18 protein-coding genes are annotated in these 18,641 nt (G+C 53.1%); 10 read left to right on the top strand and 8 right to left on the bottom strand.

Translation table 11 applies throughout. The features are described 5' to 3' along the window. Positions 1-133: 133 nt before the first annotated feature. The 4 genes from HX773_RS18730 to htpX all read left to right on the top strand — a co-directional run bounded on the left by HX773_RS18730 (position 134) and on the right by htpX (position 4,572). Positions 134-634, top strand: a complete 501-nt coding sequence (locus HX773_RS18730; protein WP_008110428.1) for a GAF domain-containing protein — start codon at positions 134-136, stop codon at positions 632-634. Between the two features lie 96 nt (positions 635-730). Continuing rightward, positions 731-1,411 (top strand): RNA chaperone ProQ, encoded by a 681-nt coding sequence (gene proQ, locus HX773_RS18725; RefSeq protein WP_008110425.1) that lies wholly within the window; start codon positions 731-733, stop codon positions 1,409-1,411. Positions 1,412-1,430: 19 nt separating this feature from the next. Beyond that, a complete protein-coding gene (gene prc, locus HX773_RS18720) occupies positions 1,431-3,470 on the top strand; it encodes a carboxy terminal-processing peptidase (RefSeq protein ID WP_176972782.1) in 2,040 nt (679 codons plus the stop codon). 220 nt (positions 3,471-3,690) lie between these two features. Next, the gene (htpX, locus tag HX773_RS18715) at positions 3,691-4,572 is read left to right on the top strand and encodes a protease HtpX (protein WP_176972781.1); all 882 of its coding nucleotides are present in this window, start codon (positions 3,691-3,693) and stop codon (positions 4,570-4,572) included. 47 nt (positions 4,573-4,619) lie between these two features. On the opposite strand, the gene HX773_RS18710 is transcribed toward htpX, so the two are convergent. Continuing rightward, entirely contained in the window at positions 4,620-6,002 is a 1,383-nt protein-coding gene (locus tag HX773_RS18710; RefSeq protein WP_176972780.1) for an MFS transporter, read from the bottom strand. A 193-nt stretch (positions 6,003-6,195) separates the two neighbouring features. Between HX773_RS18710 and kdgR the strand changes: the two genes are divergently transcribed. Further along, a complete protein-coding gene (gene kdgR / locus HX773_RS18705) occupies positions 6,196-6,987 on the top strand; it encodes a DNA-binding transcriptional regulator KdgR (protein ID WP_176972779.1) in 792 nt (263 codons plus the stop codon). Between the two features lie 36 nt (positions 6,988-7,023). Here the strand turns inward: kdgR and HX773_RS18700 are convergent, their stop codons facing one another. Then, positions 7,024-7,260, bottom strand: coding sequence for a YobH family protein (locus HX773_RS18700; protein ID WP_176972778.1), 237 nt, complete (start codon positions 7,258-7,260; stop codon positions 7,024-7,026). Between the two features lie 216 nt (positions 7,261-7,476). Between HX773_RS18700 and HX773_RS18695 the strand changes: the two genes are divergently transcribed. The 4 genes from HX773_RS18695 (at position 7,477) to rlmA (ending at position 9,754) form a co-directional block, all read left to right on the top strand. Further along, positions 7,477-7,752, top strand: a complete 276-nt coding sequence (locus HX773_RS18695; protein ID WP_176972777.1) for a YebO family protein — start codon at positions 7,477-7,479, stop codon at positions 7,750-7,752. 686 nt (positions 7,753-8,438) lie between these two features. Continuing rightward, entirely contained in the window at positions 8,439-8,513 is a 75-nt protein-coding gene (locus tag HX773_RS18690) for a DUF2627 domain-containing protein (RefSeq protein ID WP_110866451.1), read from the top strand. An 83-nt stretch (positions 8,514-8,596) separates the two neighbouring features. Further along, complete coding sequence (gene cspE / locus HX773_RS18685) at positions 8,597-8,806, top strand: transcription antiterminator/RNA stability regulator CspE (protein WP_008110414.1); 210 nt, start codon at positions 8,597-8,599, stop codon at positions 8,804-8,806. 141 nt (positions 8,807-8,947) lie between these two features. Further along, positions 8,948-9,754, top strand: coding sequence for a 23S rRNA (guanine(745)-N(1))-methyltransferase (gene rlmA / locus HX773_RS18680; protein WP_176972776.1), 807 nt, complete (start codon positions 8,948-8,950; stop codon positions 9,752-9,754). Here rlmA and HX773_RS18675 read toward each other — a convergent pair. The 4 genes from HX773_RS18675 to manX all read right to left on the bottom strand — a co-directional run bounded on the left by HX773_RS18675 (position 9,751) and on the right by manX (position 12,992). Then, positions 9,751-10,209, bottom strand: a complete 459-nt coding sequence (locus HX773_RS18675; protein ID WP_110866290.1) for a DUF986 family protein — start codon at positions 10,207-10,209, stop codon at positions 9,751-9,753. The genes rlmA and HX773_RS18675 overlap by 4 nt on opposite strands. Positions 10,210-10,301: 92 nt before the next feature. Next, complete coding sequence (locus tag HX773_RS18670; RefSeq protein ID WP_008110411.1) at positions 10,302-11,147, bottom strand: PTS mannose transporter subunit IID; 846 nt, start codon at positions 11,145-11,147, stop codon at positions 10,302-10,304. Positions 11,148-11,161: 14 nt separating this feature from the next. Then, positions 11,162-11,962 (bottom strand): PTS mannose/fructose/sorbose transporter subunit IIC, encoded by an 801-nt coding sequence (locus tag HX773_RS18665; protein ID WP_064738889.1) that lies wholly within the window; start codon positions 11,960-11,962, stop codon positions 11,162-11,164. A gap of 58 nt (positions 11,963-12,020) precedes the next feature. Continuing rightward, complete coding sequence (manX, locus tag HX773_RS18660; protein ID WP_176972775.1) at positions 12,021-12,992, bottom strand: PTS mannose transporter subunit IIAB; 972 nt, start codon at positions 12,990-12,992, stop codon at positions 12,021-12,023. Between the two features lie 511 nt (positions 12,993-13,503). On the opposite strand from manX, the gene HX773_RS18655 reads away from it, so the two are divergent. Then, the gene (locus HX773_RS18655) at positions 13,504-15,069 is read left to right on the top strand and encodes a TerC family protein (RefSeq protein WP_176972774.1); all 1,566 of its coding nucleotides are present in this window, start codon (positions 13,504-13,506) and stop codon (positions 15,067-15,069) included. A gap of 54 nt (positions 15,070-15,123) precedes the next feature. On the opposite strand, the gene HX773_RS18650 is transcribed toward HX773_RS18655, so the two are convergent. Next, positions 15,124-16,686: an EAL domain-containing protein gene (locus HX773_RS18650; protein WP_176972773.1), complete on the bottom strand. Its 1,563-nt coding sequence runs from the start codon at positions 16,684-16,686 to the stop codon at positions 15,124-15,126. A 219-nt stretch (positions 16,687-16,905) separates the two neighbouring features. Further along, the gene (locus HX773_RS18645) at positions 16,906-18,270 is read right to left on the bottom strand and encodes an L-serine ammonia-lyase (RefSeq protein WP_176972772.1); all 1,365 of its coding nucleotides are present in this window, start codon (positions 18,268-18,270) and stop codon (positions 16,906-16,908) included. Between the last annotated feature and the right edge of the window lie 371 nt (positions 18,271-18,641).

Below are 18,641 nucleotides of genomic sequence, written 5' to 3'. Positions count from 1 at the left end.
ATACGCTTATCCACCGACTGCTAAGGGTATAGTAACTAACAGAATGATTCACCTTATGCGCCTGGATAATTAGTGCTTATTTTAACAACTGAGTGACATCAAGGTCACCACAGTGACGAGTTATGGTTGAACAATGAACAAAAAAGCTTTTTACGAGGATTTGAATCGCGATATCCGCGCCCTGTTGGCGGGTGAAACCTCGTTCCTGGCCGCGCTCGGCAATTGCAGTGCGCTGCTTTTTGAACGCCTGGAAGGCGTGAACTGGGCTGGATTCTATTTACTGACGGAACCGAACACGCTGGTACTGGGCCCGTTCCAGGGCAAAATCGCCTGCGTACGTATTCCGGTTGGCAAAGGCGTGTGCGGAACCGCGGTAGCCGAGGACAAAGTGCAATTGGTGGAAGACGTGCACGCGTTCCCAGGTCATATCGCGTGTGACGCCGCCAGTAATGCCGAAATCGTGATTCCTCTGAAAGTAAATGGCACCCTCGTGGGTGTTTTAGACATTGATAGTACGGTTTATTCTCGCTTCGATAGCGAGGATGAAGCGGGGCTGGTGGCCCTTACCGACGGGCTTTGTGAAGTGCTGGCGGGCAGCGACATCGTAAAATTTATTCAGCTGACGCACAGCTAATCGACTGGATCACATAGCATTTGGCGATGTTGTCATTATAATGTCGCCTGTTCATGCCTGCTCTGGTCGGCAAATCCGTTGTAATCAGGAAATTTCATGGAAAATCAACCTAAGTTGAATAGCAGTAAAGAAGTCATCGCCTTTTTGGCGGAACGTTTTCCGCAATGCTTTAGCGCCGAAGGCGAGGCGCGTCCGCTCAAAATCGGCATTTTTCAAGATCTGGTCGAGCGTGTTCAAGGCGAACTGAGCCTGAGCAAGACGCAACTGCGTTCTGCCTTACGTCTTTATACCTCTAGCTGGCGTTATCTTTATGGCATCAAAGCGGGTGCCATTCGTGTCGATCTCGATGGCAACGCCTGTGGCGTGCTGGATGAGCAACACGTAGAACATGCGCGCAAGCAACTGGAAGAAGCGAAAGCCCGCGTTCAGGCGCAGCGCGATCAGCAGAAAGCGAAGAAGCGTGAAGCCGGTGAAGAGACCGCTGAACGTCGTCCGCGCAAGCCTGCTCCGCGTAAAGCTGCCGAAGGTGATGCACCGCGTAAGCCACGTCCTCAGGCGCCGCGTGCGGCCGCTACTGAACGTGCCGCCGCACCGCAGCCACCGCGGGCCAAACCTGTCACTGATACCTCAACGTTGCAGCCCGGCCAGAACATCAAAGTGACTGCAGGCAAAGGTGCAATGGACGCTACCATTCTTGAAATTACTAAAGATGGCGTTCGGGTTCAGCTCGCTTCCGGCATGGCTATGATTGTGCGCGCAGAACATTTGCAGTTCTGAAACGGAGGCTGACCCTGGCATGAACAATATTTTAAAGATCGGTATGATCGCGGGCCTGCTTTTAGCAGGCCCCACCTTTGGTGCAGATAATATTACCCGCGCCGACCAGATTCCCCAGCTACACGAAGATCCACAGCATCCCACCGTCAGCGAACGCGTTACCTCGCGTTTCACCCGCTCTCACTATCGCCAGTTCGATTTGAATCAGGACTTTTCCGCGAAAATTTTTGATCGCTACCTGAATCTGCTCGACTACAGCCACAACGTGCTGCTGGCATCGGATATCGCGCAATTCGCCGATAAGAAAACCACCGTCGGTGATGAGTTCCGCAGCGGTAAGCTGGATGTGTTTTACGATCTCTACAATCTGGCGCAGAAACGCCGCTTTGAGCGCTATCAATATGCGCTGAGCGTGCTGAACCGCCCAATGAATTTCACCGGCAATGACACCATTGACATTGACCGGGCAAAATCGTCATGGCCAAAGAGCGTTGATGAGCTCAACGCGCTGTGGGATGCCAAAGTTAAATATGACGAACTGAGCCTGAAACTGGCCGGTAAAGATGAGAAAGAGATCCGCGAAACGCTGACCAAGCGTTACAACTTTGCCATCCGTCGTCTGGCGCAAAGCAACAGTGAAGATGTGTTCCAGTTGGCGATGACCGCGTTCGCGCATGAAATCGATCCGCACACCAACTATCTTTCACCGCGCAACACCGAGCAGTTCAATACCGAAATGAGCCTGTCGCTGGAAGGTATCGGCGCAGTGCTGCAGATGGATGACGATTATACGGTGATCAACTCGATGGTCGCCGGCGGTCCGGCGGCGAAGAGTAAAGCGATCAGCGTCGGCGACCGCATTGTCGGTGTCGCTCAGCCGGGCAAGCCAATGGAAGATGTGATTGGCTGGCGTCTGGATGATGTGGTTTCAAAAATCAAAGGACCGAAAGGCAGCAAAGTACGCCTGGAAATCCTGCCAGCGGGTAAGGGCACCAAAACCCGCACCGTAACGCTGACGCGTGAAAAAATCCGTCTGGAAGATCGCGCCGTAAAAGGCACCGTGCATAACGTCGGCAAACAGAAAGTTGGCGTGCTCGACATTCCTGGCTTCTACGTTGGTCTGACTGACGATGTGAAAGTGCAGCTGCAGAAACTGCAGAAGCAGAACGTCGACAGCGTGGTTATCGATCTGCGTACCAACGGCGGTGGCGCCTTGACCGAAGCCGTTTCACTTTCGGGCCTGTTTATTCCAAGCGGGCCGGTGGTGCAGGTGCGTGATAACAATGGCCGCGTGCGTGAAGACAGCGATAACGACGGCATTGTCTATTACAAAGGTCCGCTGGTGGTGCTGGTCGATCGCTTCAGTGCTTCGGCTTCAGAGATCTTCGCGGCGGCGATGCAGGATTACGGTCGTGCGCTGATTGTCGGTGAGCCGACCTTCGGTAAAGGCACCGTGCAGCAGTATCGTTCGCTGAACCGTATCTACGATCAGATGCTGCGTCCGGAGTGGCCAGCGCTGGGTTCTGTACAGTACACCATTCAGAAGTTCTACCGCATTAACGGTGGCAGCACTCAGCGTAAGGGCGTAACGCCCGATCTGCTGATGCCAACCGGCGTTGAAGCGGCAGAAACCGGTGAGAAGTTCGAGGACAACGCGTTGCCTTGGGACAGCGTGAATGCGGCAAGCTACACCAAAACCGGCGATATCGCGCCATTGGTACCGCAGCTGACCAAAGAGCACGCCGATCGCATCGCTAAAGATCGCGAGTTCCAGTACATCATGAAAGATATTGCGCGTTTCGATGCGATGAAAGACAAGCGTAATATCGTGTCGCTTAATCTTGCCCAGCGCGAGAAAGAGAACCGCGAAGATGATGCACTGCGTCTGGAACGCATCAACGCGCGCTATCAGGCGGAAGGCAAAGCGCCGCTGAAGAGCATCGAAGATCTGCCGAAAGATTATAAAGAGCCGGATCCGTATCTGGATGAAACGGTGAAAATCGCGAACGACATGGCGGAGCTGGAAAAATCCCAGCCTGCTGCCGCAAGCGCGAAATAACCGTCTGGTTTGTGAAATAGCACCGCTTCGGCGGTGCTTTTTTTTACGCTAAAATCGTTGTTAAGCGCCGCTGATGCAGCGAAATGCGCACTTCACTGCCTAATGTAAAGTTATGTCTTTTTAGGCACTTAAAGATTAAGGTTGCTTGAAATGCGCGGCGATGACCATAGGATAGATATCCGCGCATAAGCGCGTGCACAACTGAGGAAGATTAACGTTTATGATGCGTATTGCTCTTTTCCTGCTCACCAACCTGGCGGTGATGTTGGTATTCGGACTGATTTTGAGTCTGACAGGAATCCAGTCAAGCAGTGTTATGGGTCTGATGATTATGGCAGGTCTGTTTGGCTTTGGCGGTGCGTTTGTTTCACTGCTGATGTCCAAATGGATGGCGTTACGATCCGTTGGCGGTGAGGTCATTGAACAACCGCGTAATGAGACGGAACGCTGGCTGATGGAAACCGTCGGCCGCCAGGCACAACAGGCTGGCATTGCGATGCCGCAGGTGGCGATTTACCACGCGCCCGACATTAACGCCTTTGCGACAGGTGCGCGTCGTGACGCCTCGCTGGTCGCTGTTTCTACCGGCCTGTTGCAAAACATGAGCCGTGATGAAGCGGAAGCGGTGCTGGCGCACGAAATCGCCCATATCGCCAACGGTGACATGATCACCATGACGCTGATTCAGGGTGTGGTGAACACCTTTGTCATCTTCATCTCGCGTATTCTGGCGCAGATCGCTTCCGGTTTCCTGTCGGGTAACCGCGACGGTGAAGAGAGCAGTAACGGAAACCCGATGGTGTATTTCGCGGTCTCCATGGTGTTGGAACTGCTATTCGGCTTCCTCGCCAGCATCATTACCATGTGGTTCTCACGTCATCGTGAATTCCATGCCGATGCGGGTTCCGCCAAACTAGTTGGTCGCGAGAAGATGATTGCTGCACTGCAACGTCTGAAAACCAGCTACGAGCCACAGGAGCCAAGCAGCATGATGGCATTCTGCATCAACGGTAAAAACAAATCGTTGAGCGAGCTGTTCATGTCGCATCCGCCGCTCGATAAACGTATCGAAGCACTGCGCAGCGGTGAATATCTGAAGTAGTCGGTGATTGACAGAAAAAAGGGCGCCAGATGGCGCCCTTGCTGTTTCTAGGATTCGGCAGGCTGCCGTGACTGCGTCATGCGCGCCAGGCTCACCACGGCGGCGACGCTGGCGAAGCTGCCTGCTAACAGCAGAGACGCGTGCGTGCCGCTGTCGTTGAACAGATTAAACATCAGCGCCACCAGCGCCGCGCCGCTGCTTTGTCCTACCAGACGCGCAGTGCCCAGCATTCCGCTGGCGCCACCGCTGCGATTACGCGGTGCTGCGGTGATGATGGTGTGATTGTTGGGCGACTGGAACAGGCCAAAACCGGCACCGCACAGCATCATGCGCCAGATGATATCCACGTCAGTTGGCTGCGTCGGCAAGAGCGCCAGCAGGAACAGACCGGCAGCGAACATCGCTAATCCCAATCCACCCAATAATCCGGCATGGAACTTCTCGATCAGGCGACCCGCAATCGGTGCCATCACCATGGTTGCCAGCGGCCACGGCGTGAGCAGCAAACCGGTTGCCACTTCATCCCGGCCCAGCACGTTTTGCAGGAAGAACGGCAACGCCACCATCGCCAGCATCTGCGCGCAGAACGAGCAAATTGAGGTGCCAATCGACAGCGAAAAGATCGTAATGCGCAGCAAATCCACCGGCAGCAACGGCACCGGCATCGCCAACTGGCGACGGACAAACACGATGCCAACCAATACCAATGCCACCAGTTCGGCCACAATCAGCCAGCCGTTTTGCCCCTGCGAGAAACCGCTCAGTGCAGATATGAGCAGGCCAAAGAACAGCGCATTCATTACGGCGCTTGGCACGTCGAATTTCTGTTGTTTGGCTTTCTGGGTGTTATCCGGCAGGAAACGCAACGCCAGCCACAGCGCAACGATGCCGAGCGGAATGTTGATCAGGAACAGCCATTTCCAGCTGGCGACAGACAGAATTGCCGCCGCTACGGTTGGTCCAGCCGCGCTGGAGACCGCAACAATCAGCGAATTGATCGCCATACCGCGTCCGAGGAAGCGCTGCGGATAGATGATGCGGATCAGCGCCGTGTTCACGCTCATCAACGCGGCACCACCAAAGCCTTGCAGCACGCGCGCCACGGTCAGCGTATTCAGCGATGAGGAGAGGGCGCAAAACAGTGAGGTAGCGATAAACAGCGCGAGTCCAACTTGATAAACACGGCGGTAGCCGAGCATATCGCCGAGAAACGATAGCGACAGCAACGAAATAACGATGGCGATTTGGTAGGCGTTTACAATCCAGATCGATTCGGCTGGGCTGGCATTCAGTTCACGCGCAATGGTCGGTAAAGCCACGTTGGCGATCGCTCCATCCAGCACCGCCATCATAATACCGAGCGCAATGGTGATGATCGCGCCATAGCGCTGTGGAACGGGTAATCCATCCTGGGCAACTGTAGAAGGCATAAGTAAGGTAAGTAAAGAGAGTGAATATCATCATGCTAATCAATTCGCTGCTGAAAAGCACCGCATTCATTGACATAAAATTACGTGTGAATGTGTCACTTCGCGTCAGTCGTTGCCGCCATCAGGCTGAAACGCATATACTGACGTTTCTGTTCCGTTTTTTTTGAAACACTGTCAAAAAAGGATACGCGCCATGGCGAGCAGCGATAATGATAAACAGCCAGACTCGGTTTCATCAGTGATGAAAGTGTTTGGCATTCTGCAGGCGCTGGGCGAAGAGCGCGATCACGGCATCACTGAATTGTCCCAACGTGTGATGATGTCGAAAAGCACCGTCTATCGCTTTTTACAGACCATGAAATCGCTCGGCTATGTGGCGCAGGAAGGGGAAAGCGAGAAATACTCGCTGACGCTCAAGCTATTCGAACTCGGTGCCAAAGCGTTGCAGAACGTCGATCTGATTCGAAGCGCCGATATTGAGATGCGTGAGCTGTCGCGTCTGACCAAAGAAACCATTCACCTCGGCGCGCTGGAAGAAGACAGCATCGTCTACATCCATAAAATCGATTCACTGTATAACCTGCGCATGTATTCGCGCATCGGCCGCCGCAATCCACTGCACACCACCGCGATTGGTAAAGTGCTGCTGGCATGGCGCGATCGTGCTGAAGTGCAGGAGATCCTTAGCGAAGTAGAATTCCGCCGCAGTACCGCTAAAACCATTGTCACTGCAGAAGCGCTGCTGGCGGTGTTGGATCAGGTAAAAGTGCAGGGATTTGGTGAAGATAATGAAGAGCAGGAAGAGGGCTTACGTTGCATCGCGGTGCCGGTATTTGACCGCTTTGGCGTGGTGATTGCGGGACTGAGTATCTCGTTCCCCACCATTCGTTTTTCCGAAGAAGCCAAAAATGAGTATGTGGCGATGCTGCACCGTGCGGCGCGCAATCTGTCCGAACAAATGGGCTACCACGACTATCCTTTCTGAAATGAAAAACGGGCTGTTACCAGCCCGTTTCAACGCTTAATTGTCGACTACTTCGCCACTTTTCTTCAGCAGTGGACAATCCGTTACGCCGACGATACCGCTGTCTGTGTGCAGATACTGTGCCGTAATCATACCGCGTGCGGTCAGATAGCTGCATTGCAGCCCAAATCCCGCCGCATTCTTATTGCTGCCGGTGAGTACGCCATAGCCGGTTAGCAGCATCGCTAACCAAATTAATGCCACCAGCATAATCGTCCGAATAAGTAGTTTCATCTTTTCTCCTTGTGATACACAACGCAGCGCGTCCAACGTTGCTGCGAATCTACTGTAGCAGCATGCCGCGCTTTAGCTATCGAATCGATCAGAGATAACTGAAAGAGAGGAGATACGGGATAATCTGCTTTCCGTCGCTACCCATTATCTTTTGCGTCGGCAACGAGTAGAATCAGCGGCGGAGTAGATATTTGATTTTTGACTACAGAGGCAGTTATGAACGAATTAGCCGCAAACACCAGCCCGCTGTTTAACTATGGCGTTCTGGCCCTCATCATTCTTGTGGCCTTTATTGTCTGGTTCTTTGTTAACCGGGCTAGCGTGCGCGCCAGTGAGCAGATCCGTTTGCTGGAAGCCGTTATCGAAGAGCAAAAGAAACAGAATGCGCTCCTGCGTCGTCTGGTTGACGCACAGCCATCCACAGCAAAAGCACCAGTAGATGAAGACGCGGATGAAAAACGCGATTTTATTCGGATGATCCCGGAACGTTAAGCCGTTGGAAGGGGTGAAATAATCGCCGTTAAGGCAACCAGCTACGCACTGAAATGGTGCGTGGCGGGATAAGGCCTTTAAGTTGATTCCCTTCTTCAATTCGCTATGAATAGCAGTGATCACGGCCAGAAAGAATATCAACTAAGATTAATCCTAATGAGTTTTTGTTAAATCAAGCTCTTCAATGTTTTTTTTAACATTTAATTGTTGGGTAGATAGTTAGAATTGAGATAAATGCCACGTAATGTTAATGCGTTTATATGGGGCGTATATTATTGGCTTCTCCTGATTTTGGTGCAAAACAATTACGAACTTATACCCGATAAAACTATTTGTACAAGATTTGAACAGCGCGCAGTTGTTGTGTAGCGAGCGAACTTTTCAGTGGAATATTTTATTGATGCCATATTAGTGCAATATTTTTGTCGTAGTGTTAACCCCTTAAAATTGTACCGATTTAGACATTACCGCTGCGCTTGACTAAGCGGCGATTTAGCGCTAACTATACTGACTGATAACCCTTTTTTGCGCACCTTCCGCGTTGGGTGTCAATATGTTGATTGATGAAGTGCAGCGCCAATTAACTAATTCTGTGCGTCACGTCGATCACCGTTTAAAAATGGCTTGCCATTAATTAACGGATATGTGATAACAAATCGTGGGTCAAACGAGGTACAGTTCTGTTTATGTATGGCATCTTCAGTAAAGAAGTTACGAGTAAAGACGTTGACGTTGAATACCGCTTCCTTGCCGAACCTTAAATTAGTGCCTCATTCAGTAATGTCTCTGGTTTATCTGTAAGTCTGCCTGCGGGCAATATAATCATTGAAAGGAAATTTGCGAAATGGCAAAGATTAAAGGTCAGGTTAAGTGGTTCAACGAGTCTAAAGGTTTTGGTTTTATTACTCCTGCTGATGGTAGCAAAGATGTGTTCGTACACTTCTCTGCAATCCAGGGCAATGGTTTTAAAACTCTGGCCGAAGGCCAAAGCGTTGAGTTCGAAATCCAGGATGGCCAGAAAGGTCCTGCTGCGGTCAACGTTACCCCAATCTGATTTCGCCCTCAGGCTCGGTGCCATGCACCACTGAAACGAATCCTAAAGCCCCGTTCACTGAACGGGGCTTTTTCTTTTATCCTTTCTGTAGCCAGATGATCAGGGTAAACTGCGCCGCGAATTGCTAACCCGGAGTTATCTATGTCTTTGATTTGCCCACTTTGTCATCAGCCTTTATTGCAGCAGGCCAATAGCTTCCGCTGTGATGCAGGTCATCAGTTTGATCAGGCGAAAGAAGGGTACGTCAATTTACTGCCGGTGCAGCATAAAGGTTCGCGCGAACCGGGTGATAGCGCCGAGATGCTGCAGGCACGGCGCGCCTTCCTCGATGCCGGACACTATCAGCCGTTGCGCGCGGGTGTCGCCGGGATCCTCGCTCAGCATCTGAGTGAGCAAGGTGCGCAGCTGTTAGATATCGGATGCGGGGAAGGTTATTACACCGCGGCGATGGCCGATGCGTTACCGCAGGCGCAACTCTTTGGGCTGGATGTGGCAAAAGCGGCGATTCGCATGGCAGCTAAACGTTATCGCGAGGTGAAATTCTGCGTGGCGTCCAGCCAGCGTTTGCCTTTTGCCGATGCTTCTCTGGATGGCGTGGTGCGCATCTATGCGCCCTGCAATGAAGATGAGCTGAGCCGCGTAATTAAAGCGGGTGGCTACCTGCTAACGGTGACGCCGGGACCGCATCACTTGCAGCAGTTCAAGGCGCTGATTTATCGCGAAGTGCAGCTACACGCGGCAGAAGAGAAGGTATATGCCGGCTTTAAGCCGGTCGATCAACAAAACCTGACTTACAGCATGACGTTGAGCGGAAGTGAGGCGGTGAGCTTATTGCAGATGACGCCATTTGCCTGGCGCGCGCGCGAAGATGTGTGGCAGAACCTGGCGGCATCCAGCGAGTTTAACTGTGATGCCGACTTCATGCTGACGTTGTGGCAGCGCGATTAACGCGCTTCCACCAGCGTATTGTAGATTCGTTCCAGGTCATCCAGCTGTTTGACGGCAATCAGCAGGCGGCGCTGCTCCAGCTGCATTACCAGAATGCCGTCTTCAGACAGATTCATACTCTGAATGCGACCGTAGTCGATCCACACGCTGCCAAAAAACAGGCCATTTTCCTTCATCAGCAGCTTCGGGCTGCGCACCCAGAATAGCCAAATCGCCATAAAGCACAGCACCATCAGCAAATTGGTGGTGAGTTGCGTGCCATGTTTATCAATGTTGTTCCACAGCAGAATCAGCAGCAGCACCACGAAAATGGCGCTATCGATTTTATGGCGACGGCGCAGCGCGACGCGCAGTTTGGTCGGACCATTGCGGCGTGGCAGGATCGCTTCATCATAGATGGCGAACAGAATGAAGCCTGCAATCAGCAGGGCGATCAGGGCGTCAGTCAGTGACATTAGGTGTTCTTCCTCAATCGAAATTACCTCAACGTGGGCGCTCAGGTAATGCCGCTCGAAAATAGCCGGGAGCAGGGCTCCCGGCAGGATGATTACAGACCAAGCAGGCCGATCCAGTAACCGAAGATACCGAGGGCGAAGAAGCCGACGATAATCCACAACGCATTCACCTTACGACGCAGCAGCCACATACAGCCAAAAGTCAGCAGTAGCGGAATCAGGCCAGGCATCAGCTGATCGAGGATCGATTGCACCGTAGTAACCGTGGTTTTACCGGTCTGGTCGGTGATGCGCGACACCACCAGCGGCACATTCACATGCGTCCACTTGTTAACCAAGGCCCCCATGACAAAGAGGCCGAGAATCGACGCGCCCTCCGTCAGTTTCTGCAGGAAACCGCCGCCCATATCACTGACGATATCCACGCCTTTACGGTAGCCGTACGCCACACCGTAATAACGCGTTAACAGACGCACGGCGTTAAACAGGATGAAGAACAGCAGCGGACCCAGCAGGCTACCGCTCATCGCGATACCGGCACCCAGCGCAGCAAACACCGGACGCACGGTACCCCAGAAAATCGGGTCACCTACACCAGCCAGCGGACCCATCAGACCCACTTTGATGCCGTTAATCGCCGCATCATCAATCGGCGCACCGTTGGCACGCTGCTCTTCCATCGCCATGGTAACGCCCAGCACCGGCGCCGCTACGTAAGGATGGGTGTTGAAGAACTCGAGGTGACGTTTAATCGCCTGTTTACGTTCGTCGTTGTTTTCTGGATAGAGGCGACGAATCACCGGCACCATTGAGTAGCAAAAACCCAGCGCCTGCATACGTTCAAAGTTCCACGAACCCTGAAACAGGTTAGAGCGCAGGAACACACCGCGGACATCGCCGGGGGTGAGTTTCTTTGGAGTGTTAGTTGTATCAACCATGATTTCACCTGTTCCTAGTCGAGTTCGTTATCGAGGTCATTGTTTGCAGGACCGCTGGTTGCAGCACCTGCAACGCGGTTATATTTCGGTGCCAGCTGGATATACAGCACCGCCATCACCACGCCAATCACGCCGAGCGCAACCAGGTTGAAGTTGGTGAAGGCTGCAGTAACGAAGCCAAGGTAGAAGAACGGCATCAGGTAGCCCGCGCGCATCATGTTGATGACCATCGCGTAACCGACCACCACGATCATGCCGCCGGCGATGTTCAGGCCGTTGGTGACCACGTCTGGAATCGAGTTCAGCAGTTCCTGAACGACGTGAGTACCGACAGAAATCGCCACGATCAGTGCTGGGATGGCAATACGCATCGCCTGCAATACCAGCGCGGATACGTGGATCCAGCTGATCGCCGTCAGGTTACCTTTCTCGGCTGCCTTATCGGCGGCGTGCTGGAAGGCCACGGTGATGGTACGCACGATGATGGTCAGAACCTGACCCGCCGCGGCCAGTGGAATCGCCAGTGCGATACCGGCACCCACGCTTTGACCACCGGCAATAACCAGAATGGTTGAGATAATCGAAGCCAGCGCCGCATCCGGTGCAACGGCCGCACCGATGTTCATCCAGCCCAGTGCAATCATCTCCAGCGTACCGCCGATGATGATACCGGTTTTCATATCACCGAGGACCGCACCAATTAAGGTACAAGCCACCAGCGGACGGTGGAACTGGAACTCATCAAGAATCGATCCCATCCCGGCAATACAGGCCACAATAAATATCAAAATGATTTGTAGCGTGGTTATCTCCATTGCATTTCTCCTCTGCAAGGTCTCTAAAATTCGCCCACAAATGCAGGCAAAGGGCGAACTACGGATTGACCTTGGCGATCAGGTCCATCATTTTCAGTCGCTGATCGCTGGACACTTTACGTACTTCCAGTTCGATACCGCGCTCGTTAAGTTTGCGGAACGCCGTGATATCTTTTTCATCCACCGATACCGCGTTGTTCACCTGCGTTTTGCCCTGACGGAACGCCATGCCGCCAATATTGACCGACTTAATGTCGACGCCTTGCTCAACAATCCTCACCACATCGGTGGGATTGGTGAACAGCAGCATCACTTTGTCATTGCCATATTTCGGGTTGTTCCACACGCGAACCATCTTGTCGACATCCACCACGTGCGCGGTAACGCCCGGCGGGGCCACCTGCGTCAGCAGCGTTTTGCGCACATGATCGTTCGCCACTTCATCAGATACCACGATGATGCGGGTAACGTTGGTCTCTTTGGTCCAGCGCGTGGCCACTTGCCCGTGAATCAAGCGGTCATCAATACGCGCCAGGCCGATTTTCATGTGATCGCCCGGAGCCATTGGTTTTGGCGGCTGAGCAGGCGCTTTCGCTGCTACCGGAGCAGGTGCAGGTGCAGCCTGCGCAGGCGTTTCAGTCTTGAGGGCTTTAACGCCTTCACGACCGGCTTCCACCGCGATGTGAATCAGTTCTTCCAGCGATGGGTTGTCATCACGTCCCATCAGGGTTTCCACCAGCATCGGGATGTTGACGCCGGCGATGACATCATAGCCATCCTTATCCACCACAATGCGGCTGGCCGCATTAAAGGGACTGCCACCCCAGGTATCGACCAGAAACAACACGCCCTTTGACGTGTCGAGATCTGCCAGTCGTGCCTGATACTTTTCGATTAGCGTTTCTGCATTTTCGCCGGGAACGAAATCAATCCATCCGACATTTTCCTGCTCACCCAACAGCATCTCTGCTGTTTTAAGCAACTGTTCTGCCGCCCAGCCATGTGTACCAATTACAATAGCAATGGTCACTTGCTACCTCCGTTCGCGTGAGAGATTCTCTGGCATTGCCGGGAATCATTGAAAATTACCGTTAGTGTTTCAGGTGGATCGTTAATGATGAGAGTGAGAAAAAGCATCAATAACTAGAACGCAACAATCCGCTGCACAGCGATAAGGTCGCGATTTATTTTAGTGATCGAAAAAATAAATTATGTGATGTTTGTCAGCTATTTCGAGCGTAACGGCGCTAATGTGCACTTTTGTTCGTTATTCATGCGTTCACGTAGATATTTGTAAATGTAATAAATTTTTTTGACGTCGTTGAAGTAACTGATACATTAGCGTTCTGTTTTTTATTCAGGAGTACCGGGCTTCAGCTCACCTTTATGGACCGTCACCGACGTCGCTCAACATGTTCTCAGCGCTTTTCCGCGCCCGCTTCCACGCTCTTCAGCGTTATCACCGCCTGTAACGATCTCTCGTCTCGCCCTCTGGTGCAGACTCAATTTCGTGCGCCTTCACGTCCGGTAAGGAGTCATTGATGGAATTTCTCTTCGACCCCTCAATTTGGGCGGGTTTGCTCACGCTGATCGTACTGGAAATCGTTCTCGGCATTGATAACCTGGTGTTTATCGCCATCCTCGCGGACAAATTGCCGCCGAAGCAGCGCGATAAAGCCCGTCTGATTGGTTTGTCGCTCGCCCTGGTCATGCGTCTTGGCTTGTTGTCGCTGATCTCCTGGATCGTGACGCTGACGCGGCCCCTATTCAGCGTAGGCGATTTCAGCTTTTCCGGACGAGATTTAATTCTGTTGTTCGGTGGTTTGTTCCTGTTATTCAAGGGAACCATGGAACTGCATGAGCGGCTTGAGAGTCGCGGGCTCGAACATCAGGGCAATAAGAGCTACGCCAGTTTCTGGGCGGTGGTGATTCAGATTGTGGTGCTGGATGCGGTGTTCTCCCTCGATGCGGTGATTACTGCAGTCGGTATGGTGAACCATCTGCCGGTGATGATGACCGCCGTGGTGATCGCCATGGGCGTGATGCTGCTGGCCTCGAAACCGCTGACGCGCTTTGTGAACGAACACCCAACGGTGGTGGTGCTGTGTCTGAGCTTCCTGCTGATGATTGGTTTGTCGCTGGTGGCCGAAGGCTTTGGTTTCCACATTCCCAAAGGTTACCTGTACGCTGCGATTGGCTTCTCAATCATCATTGAGCTGTTTAACCAGATTGCGCGCCGTAACTTCATTAAGCATCAGGAACATCGGCCGATGCGTGAACGCACCGCCGAGGCGATCCTGCGTTTGATGGGTGGACGCCAGCGTAAGCAAGCGACGACAACCGAAGAAACCTCGTTGACCGAAGCGATGCCGCAGGAAGCGTTTAAAGATGAAGAGCGCTACATGATTAACGGCGTACTGACGTTATCGCAGCGTTCAATCCGCAGCATCATGACGCCGCGCGGCAACATTTCGTGGGTAGATGTTTCACGTCCGCTGGATGAAATCCGTATTCAGCTACTTGATACGCCACACAGCTTGTTCCCGGTGTGTCGCGGTGAGCTGGATGAAATCATCGGCGTGGTGCGTGCCAAAGAGCTGCTGGTGGCGCTGGAACACGGAATGGATGTGGCGACCTTCGCCGCTAATACGCCGGCGATTGTGGTTCCGGAAACCCTGGACCCGATCAATCTGCTGGGCGTACTGCGCCGTGCTAAAGGTAGCTTCGTAATTGTCACCAACGAATTTGGTGTGGTGCAGGGCTTAATCACGCCGCTGGACGTGCTGGAAGCGATTGCTGGTGAGTTCCCGGATGAAGACGAAACGCCAGACATCATTGCCGATGGCGACGGTTGGTTAGTGAAGGGCGGTACCGATTTGCATTCGCTGCAACAGTTGCTGGATCATCACGAGTTGGTGAAGGCCGATGAAGATCACGCCTCGCTAGCCGGTTTGTTGATTGCGCAGAAAGGTCAGCTGCCGCTGCCGGGCGAAGTGATTGATTTGCCGCCGCTGCACTTCCAGGTGATTGAGGCGACCGATTACCGTATCGACCTGGTGCGCGTCACCAAAGATAAGCCATTCGATCACGAAGAACACACCGATTAACTAATCGCGCTGAAGTAAACAAAAACGGCCACCCCAAAAGGAGTGGCCGTTTTTTTATGCGCTTAGCTGCGCCTGATGCTGCTCCAGCCATTGCGGGAAATCTTCAATCGGCATCGGGCGCGCGTAGAAATAGCCTTGCAGATGGTCGACGCCGCGCTCACGCAAATAGTGCGCCTGCTCGGCAGTTTCCACACCTTCCGCCACCAGTGAAATATTCAGGCGCTGCGCCAGCGAAATCACCATATCAGTCACGGTAGCGTTAATCGCATCGGTACCAATGGCGGCAGTGAAAATCTTATCGATTTTAAGCACGTCCGGTTTGAGGTCTTTCAGATAAGCCAGCGAACTGTGGCCGGTACCGAAATCATCAATCGCCAGACGCACACCAATCTCATGCAGCTGCGACACCACCGATTGATCGATGATGGGCAGGGCATCACGCTCCGTCAGCTCAACCACCAGTTTTGGAATGGGATTGGCCGGCCACCAGATATTTTGCAGATCTTCCACAATGGCGCGATCGCGAAAATGGCTGGCAGCGACGTTAATCGCAATGTGGAACGACGGACATTGCGGCAGATTCGGCAGCTCATCCACCACTTTCGCCAGCACGAACCGGGTTAACGGCGCGATCAGATTTTGCCGTTCGGCCAGCGGAATAAACACGTCCGGCGCAATCCAGCCCTGACGCTGGTTATGCCAGCGCAGCAGCAGCTCTATGCCGTCACACTCGCCGCTTTTGGCGTTAATCAGCGGCTGGCAATAAACCATAAATTCGTTGGCAGTGATGCCATAACTGATCTGCCAACTGAGGCTCATGCGATTGGCGGTCGCCAGCCAGACGATGTAACCCATCAGCAGGCTGAGCATCAGCGCCAGCGGCAGCTGTGAAGGCAGCGTGTTGAGCGCCAGCCGGGCGGGAGAAGGGCCATACAAGGTAATGCTGAACGGATAACGCAGCGATGCCTGATCGTAAGCCACTTCATCTTCAGAGGGTTCGGTTTGTTCAATCAGCGGATTACCGTATTCAAGGCTCTGACCACCCACGTTGAAGATGGCGCGTTCAACCCACGGTAACTGCGGCTCCAGCAGATAATTGGTCATCAATTCAATATTAATGACTTGCAGCAGACCTTCGCGGTTATCCAGTGATTTTGGCGTCCACAACAGCAGCACCGGCGATCCTTTCAACAGATCACTGTCGGTGGCTAACATCATGCGCTGATTATTGATGGCTAATTCAGGATAGGTTTGGCTGAAGGAGAGATTTTGCGGGCCGAAAATGCTTGAGCAGTAGAGCGTGTCGTCCTGCACCAGCAGCACGGTGCGCACCGTTTGCAGCGCGGCAATTTTCTCAATCAGCGGATAGCGCACTTGTGCGCAAGGCACGCCAACCAGGCCGAGCGTGTTGTTGGCGGAAACGTCCAGCGGCGAGAACATACGATCAAAGCGTTCAATCGCGCGGGTAGCGAAATTCAATGACTGCTGCTCAATGCGCGATTTCTCTTCGATGTAACGAAAAGTCAGCGTCAGGACCAGAACCAGCGAGGCGATCACTAACGCGATAAGCAATCGCTTACGGCGAAATTGACCCACAAATTGCTGGGGAATGAGCATCAGTAACCACCTTGCAAAACAAAGATTGAAGCCAAATTAACGTGTAGGTTATCGGCATTGAGGCGGCCAGGTTTAGCGCGGCTGAATAAAAAATACGGCACTAAAAAAAGCGCGGCCACCAAGGGCCGCGCTCGAAATCAATGTATCTGGTTTACTCAGTTGGAGGTAGCAACAGATGAATAAAAATATTCAACTGTTGTTTAAATCACCAGCGAAGCGTTAGTCGCACTGGACCTTAATCGCCAATCCACCGCGTGAGGTTTCACGGTATTTGGCGTTCATGTCCTTACCGGTTTCGTACATGGTCTCAATCACTTTATCCAGCGACACGCGTGGTTCACTGGTGCGGCGCAGCGCCATGCGCGCGGAGTTAATGGCTTTTACGGAAGCGATGGCGTTACGCTCAATGCACGGCACCTGAACCTGGCCAGCGACCGGATCGCAGGTTAATCCCAGATTGTGTTCCATGCCGATTTCCGCCGCCACGCACACCTGTTCCGGGCTGCCGCCCAGCAGTTCCGCCAGACCGGCGGCTGCCATGGAACACGCCACGCCCACTTCGCCCTGGCAGCCCACTTCGGCACCCGAAATAGAGGCGTTCATTTTATACAGCACGCCAATGGCACCAGAAGAGAGGAAGTAGCGGATAAAGATGTCCGGCGTAACGGGTTCGATAAAGTGATCGTAATAGGCGAGCACTGCAGGCACGATGCCGCAGGCGCCGTTTGTTGGCGCCGTCACTACACGACCGCCTGCCGCGTTCTCTTCATTCACCGCCAGCGCGAACATATTCACCCAGTCGATCACATCCATCGGATCTTTTGAGTGCTTAGAGGATGACACCAGCAGACGGCGCAGCGAAGCAGCACGACGAGGTACGCGCAACGGACCCGGCAGCACACCTTCCGTATTCAGACCACGATCGATACACGCCTGCATGGTTTGCCACACGTTGCCAAAATAGGCGTAAATCTCGTCGCGAGAATGCAATGCCAGTTCGTTCTTCATCACTAAACCGGACAGCGACAAGCCGCTTTCGCGACAGTGGCTGAGCAGCTCTTTAGCGGAATGGAACGGCCACGGCACGGCCACCTCGTCCAGCACCGGCTGACCGAAATGCTCTTCATCGACGATGAAACCGCCGCCGATGGAATAGTAGGTTTTGCTCAGAATCAGCAGATCGCCCGCGAAGGCAAATACCGTCATGCCGTTTTCATGCAGCGACAGGTTTTCGCTGCGGAACACCATGCCGCCTTCACGTGGAAAATCCACTTCACGCGCGCCGTTGGCTAACAGCAGACGTTCGCGCTGCTCCACGTCTTTGATGAACGCGGGAATGCCATCGATATCCACGGTGGCCGGTTCGAAACCCGCCAGGCCCATGATAATCGCGATATCAGTGTGGTGACCTTTGCCCGTGAGCGACAGCGAACCGTAGACGTCAACCGCCACGCGCGTCACGTCTTGCAATTTGCCTTGTTCGGCCAGCAGATCAACAAACTGCTTGCCCGCTTTCATCGGGCCGACGGTATGTGAACTGGATGGGCCGATGCCCACTTTAAACATGTCAAAAACACTAATCACAGGTGACACTCCTCACAAATCTTATTCTGCACGGCATAAGCCGTTTATGCGGCTAATAGTAATCGCCCATGCCGTATAACGAGCAGCTTTTCGCATGAAATAAACTAATTATAAACCACAGAAATAGTTATCCGTTTGTACAGTTGTGAAGCGGATCGGTTCTCCCGGCGAAAGGCTAACGAAGCGGAGTTTTACGGCACATTGCTTGTTTGGTCAGCCAACGAAGAGTGAGCTGGCCGGGGCCACTTTTGGTCCGGCGGTCCTCGCGCCGCTAGCGCGGTACCTTCACTTCGTTCGTCTGCCTGACGGACCGGCGGAGATGAACTGAACCCCTTAACCTGGACTCTTTAAGTCAGCTTAATTTACTTATC

The organism is Pantoea sp. B9002 (genome assembly GCF_013385945.1).
GTDB lineage: Bacteria > Pseudomonadota > Gammaproteobacteria > Enterobacterales > Enterobacteriaceae > Pantoea.
This window is presented reverse-complemented; position numbering and strand designations above follow the sequence as displayed.